16 protein-coding genes are annotated in these 16278 nt (G+C 47.4%); 3 read left to right on the forward strand and 13 right to left on the reverse strand.

Annotated features, from left to right (window positions below; all coding sequences use genetic code 11):
* Positions 1–346: 346 nt before the first annotated feature.
* Complete coding sequence (locus HYR79_06610) at positions 347–604, forward strand: hypothetical protein (GenBank protein MBI1821364.1); 258 nt, start codon at positions 347–349, stop codon at positions 602–604.
* Between the two features lie 363 nt (positions 605–967).
* Positions 968–1309, forward strand: coding sequence for a hypothetical protein (locus HYR79_06615; GenBank protein MBI1821365.1), 342 nt, complete (start codon positions 968–970; stop codon positions 1307–1309).
* 75 nt (positions 1310–1384) lie between these two features.
* Here HYR79_06615 and HYR79_06620 read toward each other — a convergent pair whose 3' ends face one another.
* A complete protein-coding gene (locus HYR79_06620; GenBank protein MBI1821366.1) occupies positions 1385–2536 on the reverse strand; it encodes an ATP-binding protein in 1152 nt (383 codons plus the stop codon).
* Positions 2537–2745: 209 nt separating this feature from the next.
* On the opposite strand from HYR79_06620, the gene HYR79_06625 reads away from it, so the two are divergent.
* The gene (locus HYR79_06625) at positions 2746–3648 is read left to right on the forward strand and encodes a DMT family transporter (GenBank protein MBI1821367.1); all 903 of its coding nucleotides are present in this window, start codon (positions 2746–2748) and stop codon (positions 3646–3648) included.
* Between the two features lie 38 nt (positions 3649–3686).
* On the opposite strand, the gene HYR79_06630 is transcribed toward HYR79_06625, so the two are convergent.
* The 12 genes from HYR79_06630 to HYR79_06685 form a co-directional block, all read right to left on the reverse strand.
* Positions 3687–5438, reverse strand: coding sequence for a methyl-accepting chemotaxis protein (locus HYR79_06630; protein MBI1821368.1), 1752 nt, complete (start codon positions 5436–5438; stop codon positions 3687–3689).
* A 144-nt stretch (positions 5439–5582) separates the two neighbouring features.
* Entirely contained in the window at positions 5583–7412 is a 1830-nt protein-coding gene (gene dnaK, locus HYR79_06635) for a molecular chaperone DnaK (protein ID MBI1821369.1), read from the reverse strand.
* Positions 7413–7537: 125 nt separating this feature from the next.
* Entirely contained in the window at positions 7538–7861 is a 324-nt protein-coding gene (erpA, locus tag HYR79_06640; protein MBI1821370.1) for an iron-sulfur cluster insertion protein ErpA, read from the reverse strand.
* A 126-nt stretch (positions 7862–7987) separates the two neighbouring features.
* A complete protein-coding gene (gene pgl / locus HYR79_06645; protein ID MBI1821371.1) occupies positions 7988–8752 on the reverse strand; it encodes a 6-phosphogluconolactonase in 765 nt (254 codons plus the stop codon).
* Positions 8737–10254: a glucose-6-phosphate dehydrogenase gene (gene zwf / locus HYR79_06650; GenBank protein ID MBI1821372.1), complete on the reverse strand. Its 1518-nt coding sequence runs from the start codon at positions 10252–10254 to the stop codon at positions 8737–8739. Before zwf ends, pgl begins: the two co-directional genes overlap by 16 nt.
* 4 nt (positions 10255–10258) lie before the next feature.
* The gene (gene gnd / locus HYR79_06655) at positions 10259–11164 is read right to left on the reverse strand and encodes a decarboxylating 6-phosphogluconate dehydrogenase (protein ID MBI1821373.1); all 906 of its coding nucleotides are present in this window, start codon (positions 11162–11164) and stop codon (positions 10259–10261) included.
* Complete coding sequence (locus HYR79_06660) at positions 11149–12822, reverse strand: glucose-6-phosphate isomerase (protein ID MBI1821374.1); 1674 nt, start codon at positions 12820–12822, stop codon at positions 11149–11151. Before HYR79_06660 ends, gnd begins: the two co-directional genes overlap by 16 nt.
* A gap of 176 nt (positions 12823–12998) precedes the next feature.
* On the reverse strand, positions 12999–13925 hold the full coding sequence (locus HYR79_06665) for a protein-glutamate O-methyltransferase CheR (protein MBI1821375.1): 927 nt from the start codon (positions 13923–13925) through the stop codon (positions 12999–13001).
* The gene (locus HYR79_06670; protein ID MBI1821376.1) at positions 13926–14474 is read right to left on the reverse strand and encodes a purine-binding chemotaxis protein CheW; all 549 of its coding nucleotides are present in this window, start codon (positions 14472–14474) and stop codon (positions 13926–13928) included. It lies immediately after the preceding gene.
* 2 nt (positions 14475–14476) lie between these two features.
* On the reverse strand, positions 14477–15046 hold the full coding sequence (locus HYR79_06675) for a chemotaxis protein CheD (GenBank protein ID MBI1821377.1): 570 nt from the start codon (positions 15044–15046) through the stop codon (positions 14477–14479).
* Position 15047: 1 nt separating this feature from the next.
* Positions 15048–15818 carry a GAF domain-containing protein gene (locus HYR79_06680; GenBank protein MBI1821378.1) on the reverse strand — a complete coding sequence of 257 codons (771 nt, stop codon included), beginning with the start codon at positions 15816–15818 and terminating at the stop codon, positions 15048–15050.
* Between the two features lie 37 nt (positions 15819–15855).
* Positions 15856–16233: a response regulator gene (locus HYR79_06685; protein ID MBI1821379.1), complete on the reverse strand. Its 378-nt coding sequence runs from the start codon at positions 16231–16233 to the stop codon at positions 15856–15858.
* Positions 16234–16278 lie beyond the last annotated feature (45 nt).

Raw genomic sequence — 16278 nt, forward strand, 5'->3', positions numbered from 1 at the left:
ACAGGTTGGCAACATCCAAATGGAGACCCTGGCATGCGATTGTCTCTTGCATAGGAGACAATATGCCATATATGGATTTGGAAGTCCAGCAAAAAATGAAACCTTACTTTAGGCGGGGGAGACCTGAGTAGTTACAAAAAAACTTTCAAGAGGATTAAAAATAAATGTCTTGTCAGAATCACAAAGCCTTGTAACTTATTGGTTTTATTTATTAAATCGTGTTTAACCCATTTTCAGTCTGTTTTTTCCACATTTTTTTTATTTTTTTTGAATCTGTCCCCCATCTGTCCCCTTTGACATGAAATAATTTTTTTTAATTAACCTTTAATTTTAGGAGGTGAAAACCATGAAAAAAATTTACTCATTTGTCTTGAAACCGATGCGGATCGCTCTTCTGTTTGCCGCGATATCGGTTGCGATCGCCCTGCCTGCATTTGCCGTGCAAAAGGATCAGGCCGCTGCTCCCGCTTCTGCCAATCCCGGCACCTCTCCTTCTAATCCCGTTGCCGGGAAAACCAAAGTACCTAAGCCACCAAAAGTACCCATAACTCCCAAGGATATTAAAGATATAATAGCACCTACTAAATGCCTCCCCAATTGCTAATGTAGTTACATCACGGGCACCAAGGTATAGTCACCGCTATGCAGATCATTTACGGGAGGGAGTGCAACACATTGACTCCCTCCCGTAGAATTTTCATAATTTTATTATCACAACGAGGTTTTACCAAAACCAGAGAACTTCGTAAGTTCTTCTCTGCTCCCTTGACGACCTTCTCAATCACATCGAAATCAAAGCTAGAAAGTTTATAACCCATTGGTTTTACTAATTAAATTTCATTTAACCCCTTTTTAGTCTATTTTTTTTAAAATTTTTCATTTTTTTTGAAATCTGTCCCCCATCTGTCCCCCTTGGTATGAAATAATGTTTTTGTTAATAAATCTTAAATATTAGGAGGAAAAAACCATGAAGAACATTTACTTAGTTGTCGTGAAACCAATGCGGATCGCTCTTGTGCTTGCCGCAATGTTGGTTGCGATCGCTTTACCTGCATTTGCCCAGAAAATGAAACTGCCGGACGGTACAATCGTTACTTGTGCGGGAGTTGGAAAAGACGGAAACGGGAACTACGTATGCCGGAATGGCGGCGACATTACAACTCTGCCGCCGGGAACCGTTCCCGCGAAACCCAGCGTAAATAGCGGTACAAAGAATCCACCTCCCATAGATAAAAATCAACTCAAAAAACCGGTGAAAACCGGTGATGATGATGACATTAACGATCTCGAGGTTCAGCGCAAAAAGTAATCAAACGATTAAAAAGTCAGGCGAAATATTTTCTCGTTGATGACCCCTGAATGAAGGGATTATTCCGGTCAATCCTTAAGGTCTTGAATCGCTGGTCAGGGATTGGATTAAATTTCTTAAGTTAACGAATTTTATACTGATGTGATCGTATTGCCTTGAATAACCCTTCGTAACATCATTTGCGACAACAAAATTATTTCCTTCAGGATATTGTCTTCTAAAAGCCAAAAAATTGGTTGGGTCAAAATCTGAACCGCTCCACTTACATTCGATTCCTGTCGGAAGGTGGTGATGATCAGTCAGAACAAAATCGACTTCATGACCTCTTTTGTCCCGCCAGTATAGAATTTTTCGAGTTTGTAAATGTGCCTGAATTTCATTTAAGACAAAATGTTCCCAAAGAAACCCCATATCCTCACGGCGTAAATCATTCCAGCCCTTAAAGGTGCAGATAAAACCAGTATCAAACGCATACACTTTTGGGGCTGAGATAATTTCAGCGGGGCGATGTGAACTAAAGGGCCGAATCACGTGGGCGACAAAGGTCGCCTCCAAAACAGCCAGATAATTAGAAATGGTTGTTCGACTCACTTCACAGGGGCGCGCAAACCTGGTGGCCTCAAATATTCCTCCACTCTGGGCGATGACGAGCTCGGCAAATTTAATGAAGGAATGCCGTCGTTCGAGCCTGAAGAGTTCCTGAATGTCTTTGGCCCAGTAGGAATCCATCCATTCTTGAAAATCACGTTCAGGGATTGTTTTAGCCAGGAAAAAAGGGGGAAGCCCGCCATATAAAAAGCGGTGTTTTAAATCAGGTTGTGTAAAATCATGTAAATCTTCTAAAACAATCGGCGTTAACCAGATTTCTGTTTTACGTCCGGTCAGGGTATCCCGGAATTTTCTTGATGCCCCGAGTGTGGAGCTTCCGGTAGCCAGTATCTTTGTCTCCTTATAATGATCTGCCGCAATTTTAAGAAGCTCAGAAGGATTATCGAGCCGATGAATTTCATCAAAAATAACCGTTTTACCTTTCAAGTCTTCGAGAAAAGATTGGGAATCTTCCATTTGACGACGTGTTCTCGGAAGTTCACAATCAAAATACTCAATTTTGGGAAGGCTCTGGCATAATGAGGTTTTTCCAACCCGGCGGACACCTGAAAGCCATAGGACGGATTTGTGCTCCCATGCTTCCCTGATTTTTTTTATCCAGAACTGTCTTGTAACCATACGACATCATAATCTCATTTAGCGCTACTAAATGCAAACATAAAATCGAGCTAAAAAAGGGGCTGATAAATATATAGGGGGGAAAAATTTTAAATTAGATTCGTATAAATCCCAAGAACAGAGTTAGAAAGCTGTCATTGCGAACAAAGTGAAGCAATCTCAAGACTTTACGATAAGATTGCCACGCACCCTTCGGTGCTCGCAATGACATGATTAATAAGTGGGTGCGAAGTCTATCGCTGGTCTTTGTTATTCTAGCTGGAATCTTGTTAGGGCTATTTTCCGCGCTGGCGTGGGGTGCGGGTGATTTTATTGCCAAACGAACCGTAGATAAAATAGGGCCTTATGTCACTCTGTTCTATATGTTCCTGGTCGGAACGGTCTTGTTGGGGCTCCTCACCTTTTTCGTTATCGGGACGGCAGGTCCTCTTGACCGATGGATGATCCTCGTTATACTCCTCTCATCGATCCTTGGCGTCCTGGGGTATTTTTGCCTTTATTACGGTTTTCAAATCGGCTTTCTCTCTGTCGTTTCCACGATCACGGCAGCCGGAACGATCGTCCCCGTGGGTCTGTTACTTTTAATTCTCCAGGAGTGGCCCACGCGAATCCAGTTACTCGGAATCGTTCTGATCATTCTGGGGGTGACCCTGGTCTCGTTCAAGCGCCAGCCGGAAATATCTCCCGCCATTCTAAAAAAGAGACTGGGCGTTATCCCGGCTATTTTTTCTGCTCTCTTCTTTGGATCGTATGTGGTTTTGATTAAAATTGTCAGCCTTAAGACGGGGCCCATCCTTCCCATTTTCATCGTTCGAGGAATGGGGGTCATTTTAATTGGATTGACTTTAATTTATCGAAAAGAAATGACGCCTCCCCCAAAAGCGACATGGAAATATTTGTTGGCTATTGGCGTATTAGATGCCGCGGCATTTTTGGCATTCACCGTTGGAATCACCAGAACCCTGGTTGCTATTGTAGCGCCTCTCTCCAGCCTTTTTACCCTTGTAACAGTAATCCTTGCCCGGGTGATTTTAAAAGAACAACTCGCCTTTCATCAAAAATGGGGTTTCTGGATGGTTTTAATTGGAGTGCTGACCCTTTCGTCCCAATAACTTGCCACTTATCCCTTTAAACCGGAATGGGACCTCGGCTAAAATCGCTTAAATTCGTGGTCATGGTGGCTCCCGGGAACACCCTGCGCCTTTACCCTCACGTTCCAGCTCTCTCCTTGATCGCCAGATGCATGCCCTACTTGATGCGCAGGAGCCATGTCCTGAGAGGAGTCTGACGTCACCGAATGATTGCTGCCGGGTCCATTGGCGTTTTGAAGGCTGTACCCTTCTTTTTCATATTTTCTATCAAACTGGGTCGACTGGCTCAAACGGAAGAAAGCCATCAACTTCTGGAGGGACTCCGCCTGGGACGCCATTTCCTCCGCGGCCTCCGATAATTCCTCAGCTGAAGAGGCATTCCTTTGCGTCACTTGATCGACCTGCATCATCGCCTTGTTAATTTGAGCAACGCCGGACGATTGTTCCTGGGACGCCGCCGTCACCTCCTGAACCAGGTCCGCGGTCTTCTTGATGGAAGGGGTTAATTGTTTAAGCAATTCTCCCGCTTCCTCGGCGATTTTCACGCTTGAGCCGGCCAGGGTGTTGATTTCATTAGCCGCGAATTGACTCCGTTCAGCAAGTTTCCGAACCTCCGAGGCCACCACGGCAAAGCCCCTTCCATGTTCTCCCGCCCGCGCCGCCTCAATGGCCGCGTTCAATGCCAGCAGGTTTGTCTGATAGGCAATTTCTTCGATAATGGAAATTTTACCCGTAATTTCTTTCATCGCTTCGACCGTTTCTTTAACCGCTCTGCCGCTTTCCTCAGCGTCTTTTGCCCCTTTTATTGCCATGAGCTGCATCTGCCTGCTGTTCTCGGCATTTTGCGCAATTGAGGCGCTCATTTGTTCCAAACTCGCGGTCATCTCTTCTATGCTGGAGGCTTGTTCGCTGGTGCCGCCGGATAAACTTTGAGCGGACGAGGCCACCTGCCCCGAAGCATTGGCAACGGCGTTGGATCCCTCCCGGGCCTCGCTAATCACCTGTCCGAGTCTTTGAATCATTTTAGACATTCCAGACAAAAGACGGCCTAATTCATCTTTTCGATTGAACTCTACCGCGACGGTCAAATCCCCCTGCGTAATTCGTTCCGCGACACCTGCCGCCATTTTTACCGGCCCGGTAATCCCCCGGGTAATAACCCAGGCAATCAGCATCGAAATAAGCATCGCAACAAAAACCACGACCCAAACGACACTTGGCGTTCTTTTGCCAATGTCCGAGATTGCGGTCTCGCTCTCCACCGCCATTTCCGCATAGGTTGACGCCGAAGTTTCAAGCCGATGAACTTCGTCCTTAAAATTCGCGGCCGCCGCGTTTCCTTCCCCCGGTGTCTTGATCGCTCCCGCCTCGACCTTTTCAACAACCCGGTTGAAACCCTTAACATAGGCAGTCAAATCCTCTTTCATTGATTTGACCATCACGCGGGCCTTATCCGTTAAAGCAACCTTTTCCAGATTATTCAAACGGGTTTCAAGCTGTACCCTTTCATTATTCCAGCTCTCTTTATATTCGGACATCTTCTTTCTGCCAGACTCTGAGCTGTTCTTTTTGTCTTGAATGTTTAATAAAAAGTCCTTTTCAAAACGCCTCAGCCCCAGGGTATTTGCTTTTGCCCGCTGGGCATTTTCAAAAATCCGGGTGTCCCGGCGGACGTCTTCCAATATCTTATGATTTACCGTAATCACGGCATCCAGGCCCCAGATGCCCCAGCCTGTGACGCCAATCAGCATGAGCACGACAAGACCAAATCCCAGGCCCAATCGACTGCCAACGGAAATATTTCTAAACATAATCTCTCTCCCCTTTGCTCAGGATCATTCGCTCCATTTTCACCAAAGTATTAGTGCTATAGGTTAAAAGATACCAAGCTTCTGAAATTTGTCAAAGGGAGTAAGGGGTTTTACGCGGGTCAGGCAAGAAAAACGAAATTTTGTCTAAGAAACGACATTGGAAATCTTTTTTCCTTCGATTTCCGCCTTCAGGGCTTGATTCATAATTTGTTCCGCCAGGGGGGCTGTGGCTTCGTCAAGGGCTTTCATTTCTTTTCGGATCAGGGCAGGGTCCTCTCCGTGAATCACCGCCTTTAACCGGGTGACCGCCTTTGTTACCCGATCCTTCTCTTCAGGCTTAAATCTCGCCGAATGCTGATCGATGGCAGCCCCGGTATGTCTCAGAACAACCTCCGCTTCGTTTCTGGCTTCAATGAGTTGTCTTGTCTTTAAATCGGCGGCCGCGTTTGCCATCGACTCTTTAACCATTTTTTTAACATCGTCTTCGCTGATCCCGTACGTGGGCTTGACTTCGATAGCCTGTTCGATCCCGGTACGGGCCTCTCTGGCGCTGACGCTCAAAATGCCATTTGCGTCAATTTGAAACTTTACTTCGATTTTAGGCAGTCCGGCTTTCATCGGAGGGATTCCTTTAAGGGTAAACCGCGCAAGGCTTCTGACATCCCTGACGAGTTCCCGCTCTCCCTGAACGACATGAATTTGAACCCCTGTTTGATTATCCACGGAAGTCGTAAACTGATCCACCGCGGACGTTGGAATAGTGGTATTTCTTTCAATAATCCGGCTGACGACCCCGCCAACCGTTTCAATGCCAAGGGAAAGAGGCGTCACATCCAGCAAAAGCATGTCATGAATATGTCCTGAAAGAATATGCCCCTGTACCGCCGCGCCCAGGGCAACCACTTCATCCGGATTTAACTCGGAATGAGGCTTTTTTCGGAAAAGGTCCTCTACCAGTTTTCGGACCACCGGCACGCGGGTTGAACCTCCCACTAAAACGACCTCATCCACCTCCTCCGGTTTTAACCGGGCATCGGCCAGGGCCTGTTGACACGGGTCCGCCGTTGACTGAACCAGGTTAGAAATGGCGGCTTCAAACTCGGCTCTGGAAAACTTTCGTTGATAAACCTTATTTTCTTCCACCGAAATCCGGATTTCGGCAATAGCCTCGGAAGAAAGGACCCATTTTGCCGCCTCGGCGGAGGCTCTGACTTTTTCAAATAAAACCGGGCGGGTCTCGCCGTCGACTCCGAATTTTTCCTGGATTTCTTTTAAAAAAATCGATACCAGGGCATGATCAAAATCATCCCCTCCCAGGTGATTGTTTCCATTGGTTGAAAGGACTTCGAAAATACCGTCTCTAAGTTTTAAAATCGAAATATCAAACGTCCCCCCGCCCAAATCGTAAACTGCGACAATCCCCTGTTTTCTCTTATCAAGACCGTAGGCAAGAGAAGCCGCGGTCGGTTCGTTAATGATTCGCATCACTTCCAAACCGGCGATTTGTCCCGCGTCTTTTGTCGCCTGGCGCTGACTGTCGTTAAAATAAGCGGGCACCGTGATGACGGCCTGTTTTATTTCTTCATTAAAGTAGGCTTCGGCCTGCAGTTTGAGTTGTTTTAAGACCATGGCCGATATTTCCGGAGGGGTAAAGACCCGGTCCCCAACCTGAATTTTAATCACTCCGCCTTCTTCCCCTGAAAGTTTAAAAGGAATATACGCCAGCTCCGATTGGACCTCCTTTAAACCTTTCCCCATTAAGCGCTTAATCGAATATAGCGTGTTTTGGATATCTTCTTTACGGCGCTGCCTGGCCTTTTCTCCAACAAGAATTTCATCCCCTTTAAATGAGACGATTGAAGGGACCATTCGATTGCCTTCCTGGTCAGGGATAATTTTAGGCGCCGTCCCATCCATATAAGCCACCAGGCTATTGGTAGTGCCGAGATCAATACCGACGATTCGTGTTGACATGCTTAAAACCTTCTTTGCTACTTTACTACGCTTTTTTTTCTGTTAGATTCAGGGCAGGCACAGGAGCCTGCCCCTACAAAAAAAGGGCGTCACGCAGACGCCCCCTTTTAAACATTTTTGTGATTTTAAACGGCGAAGGAGGTACCGCACCCGCATGAACCGCTTGCGTTGGGATTGATGAACTTAAAACCTCCTCCTGTCAATGCTTTTGAAAAATCAATCGTGATTCCATTCAGGTAAAGATAGCTTTTCGCATCCACCAAAACTTTCACGCCGTTGATTTCAAATTGTTCATCCCATTCCTCTCTTTCGGAATCAAACGAAAGCTTGTATTCCAAACCCGAACACCCCCCTCCTTTAACCCCTACACGAAGGGCAAGGTCAGGGTTATTCTCTTTGGCCATAATTTTTTTAACTTCCTCAGATGCGGTTTCTGTTAAATTAATCATTGATTTCAACTCCTTATAACAGCCTGCCCTGGGCAACCACGGGGGGTTGCCCCTACAAGAAACATGTCACAATTATTTTCACGTTTGTTTATATTAATTTAAGTCTACCATACTGAAGCCCTGGATTCAACGAACATTCTTCCCGGGTAACTGACCGGCCGCTGCCTGATCCACGTAAAAAGAGAGAGATCCCCGAATCGGCTGTATCCGCTGAGCGGGATAATTCTCTTTTTTTTGCGGATCAAAAACCGCTTTCAGGACAGGCGCTTTTTCCTGTCCGGCCACCAGAAACACGATTTGATCCGCAGAATTAAAAACAGGCAGGGTAAGCGTAATCCGGGCGGCCTTATCTTTTTTAACATAGGGAGCCACCACCCATTTTACCTGTTCTTCCAGCTCCGGAAGTCCTGGAAATAATGAAGCCGTATGACCATCCTCTCCCAATCCCAGGAAAATTAAATCAAACCTTGGAAAATCCCCTCCTGGGAAAAAAGTCTTTAACCTTTTTTCATAGACCCTCGCCGCTTCTTGCGGGGTGTATCCGTCTGTTTCGATCGGATGAATATTGGATTCCGGAACCGTTATTTTCGAAAAAAAGTTTTTTTTCACCCATCCTGAATTGCTATCAGGGTGATCTTTGGGAACAAATCGTTCATCTCCCCAAAAGAAATGAATTTTTTCCCAGGAAAACTGTTTCTGAATAACAGGGTCCGCAAGAGATAAGTAAAGGCCCTGCGGCGTCGCCCCCCCGGACAGGGCGACGGTGAAACGTCCTTTGACCGAAATAGCCCGTTTCGAAAGTTGGATAAATAACGCTCCGGCCTGCTGATATAATTCTGTCCGATTACGCCATACCTTTAACATCGGAGGAACATTTAAAGCTGGCGCCATTGATGTCCGTTTTTTGAAAGAAGGCCATCCGCGGCCCGGGGGCCCCACGTTTCGGCCTTATAGTTCGGAAGGTCTTTCGGGGGATCTTTCTCCCACCCTTCAATAATCGGGTCGATCAGGGTCCAGGCCTCCTCTATTCCGTCCCGGCGCGTAAACAGGGTTTGGTCCCCTCTCATGGCATCAAGAAGAAGGCGTTCATAGGCCGAATCCTTATTGACAACCGCCCGCGGATTAAAACGGAAATCAAGCGTTTCAGACTTCAATTGAATTCCCGGACCCGGATGTTTGGCCTCAAACTGAAGAGAAATGCCCTCATCCGGCTGAATCCGAAGGAGAAGAAGGTTAGGTTGCTGGGTATGGTCAGAAAATCTTCGAAAGAGGAGATGCGGAGCCCGTTTGAACTGGATGGCAACCTCCGTTACCCGTCTCGGCAGCCTTTTCCCTGTCCGAAGATAAAAGGGAACCTGGCTCCACCGCCAATTATCAATAAAGAACTGCACGGCGACATAGGTTTCCACGGTAGAGTTTGGGTGAACTTTCTCTTCCTGTCGATACCCTTTTATTTCCTGGCCATGAAAAGGGCCCGGGCCATATTGTCCCCGAACCGTATATTGATTGACCTCATTCGGCTGAATCGGACGGATCGCCCGCCAGACTTTGACTTTTTCATCCCGGATGGCATCGGCATCCAGAGCAACAGGGGGCTCCATGGCCACAAGCGTTAAAAGTTGCAGCATATGGTTTTGAACCACGTCGCGAAGAGCTCCTGCTTCTTCGTAATACGCCCCCCGTCCTTCAATGCCAAGTCCCTCCGCAACCGTAATCTGGACATGATCGATATATTGACGGTTCCAGATCGGTTCAAATATGCCGTTCGCAAAGCGGAGGGCCAAAATGTTCTGTACCGTTTCCTTCCCCAGGTAATGATCAATCCTGAAAATCTGATTTTCGTGAAATGCCTGACCGGACAAACGATTTAAGGAAGCCGCGGATTTCAAATCCCGGCCAAAGGGCTTTTCGATAATGATCCGGGCGCCCCCCTTTGACTCTCTCTGTTTTCCGGAAAGACCGGCCCGTTCTAAATTTTCAATGATCTTTGGATAGACGCTGGGCGGCGTGGCCAAATAAAACAGCAGATTGGAGCTGAACGCCGGGAGCTTTTCTTTCCCTTCAAGAAACTGCGATAGATTCCTGAAATCGTTTTCTTCTTTAAAGTCGCCGGAAAAATAAAAAAGACGGTCGGAGAAACTCCTCCATTCCGGATCAAATTCGGAATTTATTTGCACCGGAAATCTTTTCCGAAACGCCTCATGACTCATCGGCGTCCTGGCAAAACCGACCACCGAAAATGTCTTTGGAAGCAAACCCTGCTGGAAAAGGCTGAACAGAGCGGGAATGAGTTTTCTTTTCGTCAAATCCCCTGATGCGCCAAAAATCACGAGCGTACAGGGATCGGGAATAAATTCAGGCGATCCCTCGCGGTGAATCGGCGCGGGAGTCATTTGATCAGGATTCATTGGTTTTTTTCACCTCATGTCCTCCAAATTCTTTTCGCAAGGCCGCAATGACCTTCGCGCTAAAGGACTCCGTCTGACGGGAATGAAAACGCTCCATTAACGAAAGGGTGATGACAGGGGAGGGCAACCCCATTTCTATGGCCTCGTTTACCATCCATCTCCCCTCCCCTGAATCCTCAACATACCCTTTTATCGAAGAAAGCCCGGGGTCCTTCTTAAAAGCCTCTGCCGCCAATTCCAGCAGCCACGATCTCACCACGCTTCCATGATTCCAAAGGTCCGCGACGGAATGCAAATCAAAATCATAAGGAGACGCTCTCAACATTTCAAACCCTTCCGCATAGGCCTGAAGCATCCCGTATTCAATTCCGTTATGCACCATTTTTGTAAAATGTCCTGCTCCGGTTTTTCCGCAATACAGGTAACCCTCCTCCGGAGCCAGGGTCTTAAACACCGGTTCAAATCTGTTAAATACTTCCTTTTTTCCTCCAATCATCAGGCAATATCCTTCTTTCAGTCCCCAGATTCCGCCGCTTGTCCCCACATCGAGCCAGTCCATTGATCTTTCTGCCAGCAATTGGGACCGTTCGATGGCGTCTTTATAATAAGAGTTCCCTCCATCGATAACCGTATCGCCGGGAGAGAGGAGCGGAAGGAGTTCTCTGAGGGTCTGGTTCACCGGCTCTCCGGCCGGGACCATCATCCATACCCCTCGCGGAGGCTCAAGCTTTTCGACGAGCGCCGGAAGCGAAGAGGCCTTGACTCCTCCAAAGGAGGCCAATTCTTTACCGGTTTCAACGCTTCGATCAAAACCGACCACCTGATGGCCTCCTTTTAACAGCTTTTGAGCCATATTGGCGCCCATTTTACCCAAACCAATCATCCCCAACTGCATGAGTTCCCTCCTGCCGGCTGAAATCCTTCAATGAGTTGAATCACGTGAGCGAGCCCCTCCTCCGGGGATCGTCCCAGATGGATCTGCAGCACCGGCAATCCTTTTTTCTTCAGAGAATCCAAGTCCCCGAGAGATTGAGCCCGTTTTAAGATACTGAAGCCGTAATTTCTTTCAGGAATTGGAACGTCGTCGGGATCATCTGCCGTAATTTGAAAAAAGACCCCTTTTCTGGCCCCCCCCTTATGAAGCTGGCCGGTTGAATGTAAAAATCTGGGTCCGTACCCTAACGTGGTCGCGACCCGGAATTTGTCTCGAATGGAGACCCTCATCTTTTGCAGGAGATTCTCAGTGGAGGGGGAACGCTCAAGATAAGCCAATAAAGCAACATAAGAAGAGGGCTTAACCTGTTTTAAAAATACCCCTGAATTTTTGGCAAAAGAAGGGTCTGGATGAACTTGGGTTTCCGGGAGATGCCCTGAGGTCCGGTAAATCTCTAAAATCCGGCTGGTGTTTTCCTTGCTCTCTGTCACATTGGGCTCGTCAAACGGATTGATTTCCAATTGAATGCCGGCTACGGCGGTTGCCATTTCCCATCGAAAGAATTCTCCTGCCAGGTCATACGGGTCGCGAAGAAAAATTTCAACAACCGGCTGACCGGCTTTCCTCAAAGTCTCCACCGACCTGTCTAAAGCCGTATCCGGATGCGACTTTAACCTGTAGTAGATAAAGAGCCGGTCGCTCCCATATTGATCAGGCTGTCCGGGTTCTTCTCCTTCGACCGGTATCAGCCCTTTTCCTTCTTTCCCTGTGCTTTCGGCAAGAAGTTGTTCGATCCAGACTCCAAAACTTTTAATCGGCGGTGGAAGAATAAAGGTCACCTTGTCCCTTCCTTCTCTTCCGAGCTCCGACAACACAGCTCCCAGCGCCGCGCCGGGGTTCTCTTCGACGGGAACATCGGAACCGCATCTTTTAATGACCTCATCCGCCCGGTTAAGAAAAGTTTCCAAATCGATTCCTATCAATGCCGCAGGAACCAATCCAAAAAAGGAAAGAGCGGAGTACCTTCCACCGATATCGGGAGGATTCAAAAATACCCTTCGGAAATGTTTTTCAGAAGCTGTTTTCTCAAGAGCGGAGCCCCGATCCGTAATGGCGACCCAATGATCTCCGGGAGAAGAAATTTCAAGAGCCTTTATTTTTTTTGAAAAATAGAGAAACAGAGATTCCGATTCAATCGTGGAACCCGATTTACTTGCCACAATAAAAAGGGTCTTGCGAAGATCGAGCTTTTCCTCCAGATGAAGAAGCGTTGCCGGATCAGTGCTATCCAGCACCCGAAATTCAGGATACCCCGGGGAAATTCCAAAAGTATTCCGGCAGACTTCCGGACAGAGACTGCTCCCCCCCATCCCCAGAAGAACGACGTCTTTAAATCCTTCCTTTTTGATTGTCGTTCCAAATTCCCTTAAGGCCGCGAGTTGTGTTCGCATAAAACCCGTTATCGTCAACCAACCGAGCCGGGCATTGATCTTTCGTTGAATGCCCAAATCGCTTTTCCAGAGCGAAGGGTCATGGTTCCAAAACCGTTCGACCATCTTTTCGCGGCCGAATTTCCGTAAAACCGCATTGACCGCTTCCTCAGCCTTTCCAACTGACATAACAAAATCTCGTTCCAACGAAACACCTCCCAAAGCCGCTCTGTACGTTCTTTATCTTATCGTTTAAAAAGAAGGGAATTCAAGCTCTTTCAGGAGAGTCAATTCTCTCTTGAAGTCTTAAAAGACGTGCCTTGTTCTCTCGAAGCTTTGGCAGGAAATACTTTTCGTCGATCTCGTCAATGTTTTTCCGGCACCCGGCTTGATAGAACCGATCGGTTTGGGTCCGTTTTTCCCCCATGGGTGTAAACGGTCGGGATGATGGATCGGGCCAGACCATCTTGAAAGTTTACACTTTCGGCGTGCCCCAGAAAAAGATACCCTTTCTGGGCCAGATAACAAAATAAACGGCGGATGACGCGGGCTTTCGATTCGGCATTAAAATAAATCAACACGTTCCGGCAGAAAATCAGGTCAAAAAAGCCGTTTAACGGATAAGCCGCATCATTCAAATTTAACCGGCTAAACCTGATGATCGACCGGATCGCCGTTCCCGCTTTCATTTTTTCGGCGTGTTGCCCGGTCCCCTTCAACATATAACTTTTGAGAAATTTCTCCGGAATTTCATGGGCTTTGTCTTTAGAAAAAATACCCGCTTCGGCATTTTTTAGAACCCGGGCCGATAGGTCGGTGGCGAGAATTTCGATCTCCCAGCCGGAAGAGGGAGGAAAGTGATCAAAGAGGAGCATCGCAAGGGAATAGGGTTCTTCCCCGGTCGAACAGGCAGCGCTCCAGACGCGAATTTTTCTATTCTTAAGACCCGATAAAGCCTGAGCTTTCCATTCGGGGAAAATCTGTTCCTCTAAAAATTTAAAATGGCGGGGTTCGCGAAAAAAATGGGTCTCGTTCGTACTAATGCGATCCAGCAGAGTAATAAGTTCCTCTCCATCCTCCTCAACAACCCTTTCGTAGTATTTTCCAAAAGAACGAATATTGAGTTCCCGTAAACGCTTCGAAAGACGTCCCGCCAGCAGAGCTTTTTTCGGCGGGCCCAGGTAAATACCCGCCTTCCGATAAATCAAGGCCCGAAAAAGAGCAAACTCCCTTTCTGTCATCGGGGAGAGGCCTCCCTCCTCCTGAGGAGGCCTGACTTCATTCTTATCCATTCAAAAGGACTTGCCTTTCTCTTTCTTTGATCCGTCAGGTTCAACCATTTCTTTTGCCTCCACCGTTTTGGCGCGAATAATCGCCGGAAGCTCGTCATGGGACAAGACCTGATTGACATCGAGAATTTGAATGAATTTTTTGTCGACCTTTCCCATTCCCAGGAGATAGTCGGCCTTCACCTGCGTTCCGAAGAAAGGGGGAGGCTCAATATCTTCCGATGAGAGGTTCATAACCTGGTTGACCGCATCGGCAATAACCCCGACCACGCTCTTTTCTCCCTCAATCTCAATTTCAACGATCACAATACAGGTTCTCCTGGTCATCGAACTTTCCGGAAGTCCGAACTTAACCGCCAGGTCAACCACAGGAACCACCCCTCCCCGAAGGTTGATAACCCCCCGGATCGATTTTGGCATAGAAGGAACCTTTGTTAAAACACCATACTCAATAATTTCTTTTACCTGGAGAAGGCCGATCGCGTATTCCTCCCCGGCCAGGTAAAAGGTCAGGTATTGTTTTTGATCAACTGCTTCTTTAACGGATGCCATGTTTATTCTCCTTCTTTAACCGGCGCTGGTTTTCTTCCCCCCAACAATTTGACCCAGGCAACCCCTTCATTGACGTGGAAAACCAATTTACGACCCTGTGCCCCTCCAACGTCCTCGATCATAACAGGAATTCCCTCTTCCTGAAGGAGGCGGCGGGCCACTTCGACATTTTTCAATCCCAGATTTTCGCTGTTTCCCTTCATCTCTTTAACGACACAAGCTCCTCCGAAAATCTTGGCACGAAGATCGGTCTTCATCCCTCCCAGGTTTAACACTTTTTCGATGAGAGAATGTATCGCGACATCACCAAATCTGGCTGAAGTTTCATTTTTCCCGGTTCTGAACGGGAGAAGATAATGGTTAACCCCTCCGACTTTCAAAAAGGGGTTCCACAAACCAACCGCAACGCAGGAACCTAAAACCGTGGTGACCACAGAAGGTGTCGAGGCGGCAAACAATTGTCCTGCGTGAAGATAAACAGTTGAAATACCCCCGGGAGATTGGGCCGCATCTCTGCCTTTTGACGGAAGGCCGACCGGAAGAAGAGGAATAAGAGTTGATTTAGAATTCATTTTATTCGACGATTCCCGCGGTTTCCCGGGCCGATCGGCGGGTACAATAAAGCGCAACGGCGGCATGGGTCGCCAATAAATCAAACAGCTCAAAATCGACCGCTTCAAGGCCGGGTTTCTGCTCCAGCAACCGGAAAATGGCAATGGCTCCGATGACCTTGCCCCCGACTTTTAAAGGGATACAGGCGGTTAAATCACACTCTCCCGCGAACGCTCCAGGAGGTTGGCCGGGTTTAGCCGAATAAAGCTCTCCGGATGAAACCGCACGACCGATAAGGCCCGCGCCGAGGGGGACACTTTTATAATGTTCTTCTTCAATCCCCATAGACGACAGGCACGTTAGGGACGAATTGCGGGAGTCCAGCTCAAAGAGGGCCATCTCTTCAGATCCAATCAGGTTAGTGACAATTTCTTGAATGGTCAACAGAACTTCCTGCCGGTCCAAAGTGCTGTGCAAGCGATAACTCGCGACATAGAGGTTCGCCAAATTGGAGTTTTGTTTCTCTACTTCGATATATTCCTGTGAAAAATGGCGGCTTTCTTCCTCGATTTTAGACATCTGTTCTTTCCAGCGGGCCTCTTCCCTGATGTAACGGCCGAGCTCTTTATCCGTTATCTCAAGCTGTTCCTCAATCCGGGTTTTCTCGCTCTGAAGTTTTGCCGCCAGGAGGCGGATCCTGTCGTTTTCAATCAGCAGATTCTGAGTAAACTGTTTTGTCTCTTCCTGTATTTTTTGAATATAGGCGGGTTTATGAGTTCCATCACTCTTCATCACGACGCTCCCGGGTTTCTCTTGTTTTGACCGGCGTTTATTTTAAATCAACCAAATAAGTTTTAACCTTGGACATTAACTCCAGCCCGTTGATCGGTTTTGTGACATAATCATTACAGCCATTTTCAAAACCGCTTTCCCTGCTTTCCATTTCACCCCGCGTGGTCACCATGATAATCGGAATCAATTTTGTCGCCTCGTGCGCTCTAATTTTTTGACAGGCTTCAAAACCGTTCATTTTGGGCATATTCACATCCATCAGAATAAGATCAGGTTTTTCAGAAACAGCTTTCGTTACGGCCTCCTGGCCGTCTTTTGCGATGATCAGATCAAACCCTCCCTTGCCAAGGATCATTTTTTCCATCATGAGAATGGTATCCGCATCATCCACCAACAAAATTTTTTTACGGTTCATTTCTTCCTTTTTATTTTAGATTGATAATCGTCGACGACCCGTGCA

This window comes from Nitrospirota bacterium (genome assembly GCA_016178585.1).
In the GTDB taxonomy this organism is placed as follows: Bacteria; Nitrospirota; Nitrospiria; order JACQBW01; family JACQBW01; genus JACOTA01.